Genomic DNA, 3,330 nt, shown 5'->3' on the forward strand with positions numbered 1-3,330 from the left:
CTCGGTCATTACCCTGAGATTGATCAGGCCGCTATCCAGGACAGTCGGCAGGAACTCCAGACGGACGCCGTAGGGGCGGTATTCGGTCTGCGACGTGGAATTGCCGTTCGGTCCGATGACCGCCGCTTGGATCGGCACCTCGCCGCCGGCGTGGAAGCTCGCCCGCTCGCCACTCATCGTGGTCAGGTTGGGCTGGGCCAGCCGTCGCGCGAGGCCCTTCTTCTCCAGCGCGTTGATGATCATGTCGACGCGAACGCCGGCGCTCTCGAGAACCTGAGCGACCAGCGACCCGAAGGGCGTGCCCTGCGAATTGCGGCCGGCGTCATTGTCCAGATAGGATTTCGGCTGGCCGGTGTCGGGATCGGCATTCAGCCGCAGGCGCGACCCCACGACGCCGAGCGAGGTGCCACCGGCGACGCGGAAGTTCACGCCAAGGTCGCGGCCGGCGCTACGCCTCGCTTCGAGCACGCGCACTTCCAGCGCGACCTGTTGGGCATCGGTGACCGCAAGCGCGTTGATGACCGGCTCGGACGAGAATTGCTGGGCAACCTCCATCACCTTCACCGCGTCGGGGGCGCTCTTGACGGTCCCGCTGAGATGAATGCGATCGTTGAAATTGGTCACCTTCACCGTCGCGCTGGGAACGGCGGCGCGGATCGCGGAATGGACGTTGGCGAAGTCCATGCTGACACGGGTGTCGACGACCCCGAGGAGCCTGTCGCCGTCGTCATAGATCGAGATATTGGTGATCCCGTTCGACCGGCCCTGGATGTAGAAAGAACGATCGGACAACGGCACCACATCAGCGATCTTGACGTCGCCGACGACGAGATTTGCGAAGGGCCGGTTGGTCGTGATGGTGACCGTCGAACTTTGCCGCACGACCACGTTCGACACGCCGCCGTCGCCGATGGCGAGCATGCGCTGCTGGGCCGCCGCGGGAAGGACCGCGAGGCAAGCGAGCGTCGTCAGCGCGAGGCGCAGCAGCCGCGGCAAAGCAGCGAGCGCGCGCCAGCGAGCGGGCCGTTCCACCGCCTGTTTCCAAGGATGGAGCACACCCATCGAGGCTACCTTTCGCGTCCAGTCTCTGCTGTCGTCCGAGTGGTTCGGTGTATGCTCACCAGCCTGGATCGACCGGGCGGTTCGAGCGACAAACAGGGCGTCGGACCACGATGTGGCCCGCAATTTGCGGCAGTTTGCGACGAGATGGTTAAGGGCGGGTCAACACGACAAACGTCCGGGGACGGTCCAATGATTCTAGCGTGCGCTCAACCGGCGATAGGCGACCGATCCGTCAGGCAATTCCTGGCGCTGGAATTGCGGGGAGGACGGGCGCTGATCGAGGGTTTCGGGCGTCGAGTCCGCAGAGGCCGCCGCCACGGGCGGTTCCCAGTCCTGGCTCGGGTTGGCCGTTTCGGCCAGCTCGGTGATCGCCAGAAGGGCGCCGGCAAAGGTCTCGTCCAGCCTGGCGCTGGTGTCCTCGAGTGCGTTCACGCCCTGGCCGACGGAAACTCGGAGTTGCCCCAGTCCGTCCGCCAATCCGCCCAATCCCGCGTCAACCCGGTCGATTCTGCCCTGAATGGCGTGATCGACGCGATCGGCGGCACCCTCGATGCGGCGGCTCAGGCGTTGTTCGACGCCATCGAGCTTGGCCCAGCGGTTGTCGAGGTCGTCGAGATTCTGCATGGGGCGCCACGCGAGCAGCATCATGACGGCGACGGCCAAGGTGGCCGACAGACACGCACCATTCAAGACAAGCAGGATGGCCGACCAGGATCGTTTCGGCTCGGGTGGCGTTTGCGTCTCCTGCCGGTCCGGGACGGGGGTCCGAGCCGGAGCAGGGGCGGGATTTTCATGAACTTGGGCCGTGTGAACCCACGCGGGCCTTGCTGTCACCGATCGACCTCGCATCTCAGGCACTCAGCTCCTCTTGGCTCGGGTGGCGCTGTTGCGGAGAAGGCGCAAATTGTTGGCGACGGTGACGCTGCGGGGGGCAAGCGCCCGCGCCTTGGCCAAGTGTCGGGCGGCGGAGCGCAAATCGCCGCGCAGCAGCGCGGAGTAGCCGATATTGTTGTAGTACTCGACCGTGCCGGGAATGAGCTTGGCGAGTGCGCCATAGGCGGTATCGGCGGTGTCGAACTGGCCGAGCTGATCGGCCGAGGCGGCTAGCCCAAGCCAGGCGGCCGGGTTGTTCGGATAGACTTCCGCCGATTTCTTAAACAGCGCGTGGGATTTGCCGTAATTGCGAGCTTTGAACTGGGTTCTGGCCTCGGGCAACAGACGGATGTCGTCGATAGCGGCGGCATAACCGAAGGACGAAGCTCCGAACGCGTCGTCCAGATTGGAGGACCGACAGCTGGAGAGCGCGGCGGCGAGGACGACGGCCATGATCACCAGATGTTTCGTCATCGACATGCTTCCCCTCAAGCGATCAATGCGGAAAGCCGCTCCTTCTCGCGATCACCGTGCGTGAGTGCGGAGTTCGCAATCAATCTGCGCTCTCCAACCAGCACCATCTCATGGATTCTCTTAATTGGCCGTTGATGGTGTCGCTGAGCCGTCGTCCTTCGCCGCTCCGTTGAAGGCCTCGAGGACGCACCCAACCGGCTCGTTTCGTGATTTCATCGGCTGTGACGGGGTCGAGCGGCGTGGATGCGGGGACAGCCCGTCATCGAGAGTCCGTCCGATCGCGACGCCGAGGCCGATCGACCTCAGTGGTTGAGGATCTTTGAAAGAAATTCCTGCGCCCGCTCGCTTTCGGGATCGCCGAAGAACTCTTCGGTGGCTCGGTCCTCCACGATCATCCCCTCATCCATGAAGACCACCCGATCCGCGACCTTGCGGGCAAATCCCATCTCGTGCGTAACGACGATCATCGTCATCCCCTCGCGCGCGAGCTCCACCATCACGTCGAGCACTTCGTTGATCATCTCGGGATCGAGTGCCGAGGTCGGCTCGTCGAACAGCATGGCGATCGGGTCCATCGCGAGCGCCCGTGAGATCGCCACCCGCTGCTGCTGACCGCCGGAAAGCGCGCCGGGATGCTTGTCGATGTGCTCGGCCAGTCCGACCCTTTCCAGCAGACTTTCCGCCTTGGCCACGGCCTCGGCCCGGCTGCGTCCCAGCACCTTTTCCTGCGCGAGGCAGAGGTTTTCCCGAACGGTCATGTGCGGGTAGAGCTCGAAATGCTGAAACACCATCCCGATCCGCGCGCGCAGTTGGGTGAGGTTGGTCTTGCGGTCGGTGACCGCCATATTGTCCACAGTGATCGAGCCCTTCTGCACCGGCTCAAGCCCGTTGACGCATTTGATTAACGTCGACTTGCCCGAA

The 3,330-nt window shown here is 64.1% G+C and carries 4 protein-coding genes; all 4 read right to left on the reverse strand.

What is annotated here, in order from left to right; translation table 11 throughout:
• The coding region (locus MJ956_RS18540; RefSeq protein ID WP_253965900.1) for a type II and III secretion system protein family protein at positions 1–1,062 on the reverse strand (1,062 nt) is incomplete at its 3' end.
• A gap of 195 nt (positions 1,063–1,257) precedes the next feature.
• Positions 1,258–1,710, reverse strand: coding sequence for a hypothetical protein (locus MJ956_RS18545; protein ID WP_253965901.1), 453 nt, complete (start codon positions 1,708–1,710; stop codon positions 1,258–1,260).
• Positions 1,711–1,920: 210 nt separating this feature from the next.
• Positions 1,921–2,409, reverse strand: a complete 489-nt coding sequence (locus MJ956_RS18550; protein WP_253965902.1) for a tetratricopeptide repeat protein — start codon at positions 2,407–2,409, stop codon at positions 1,921–1,923.
• Positions 2,410–2,711: 302 nt separating this feature from the next.
• Positions 2,712–3,330, reverse strand: a 619-nt coding sequence (locus MJ956_RS18555; protein ID WP_253965903.1) for an amino acid ABC transporter ATP-binding protein, incomplete at its 5' end; no start/stop codon positions are given.

The sequence above is a fragment of the Aurantimonas marianensis genome (assembly GCF_024195285.1).
In the GTDB taxonomy this organism is placed as follows: Bacteria; Pseudomonadota; Alphaproteobacteria; order Rhizobiales; family Rhizobiaceae; genus Aurantimonas; species Aurantimonas marianensis.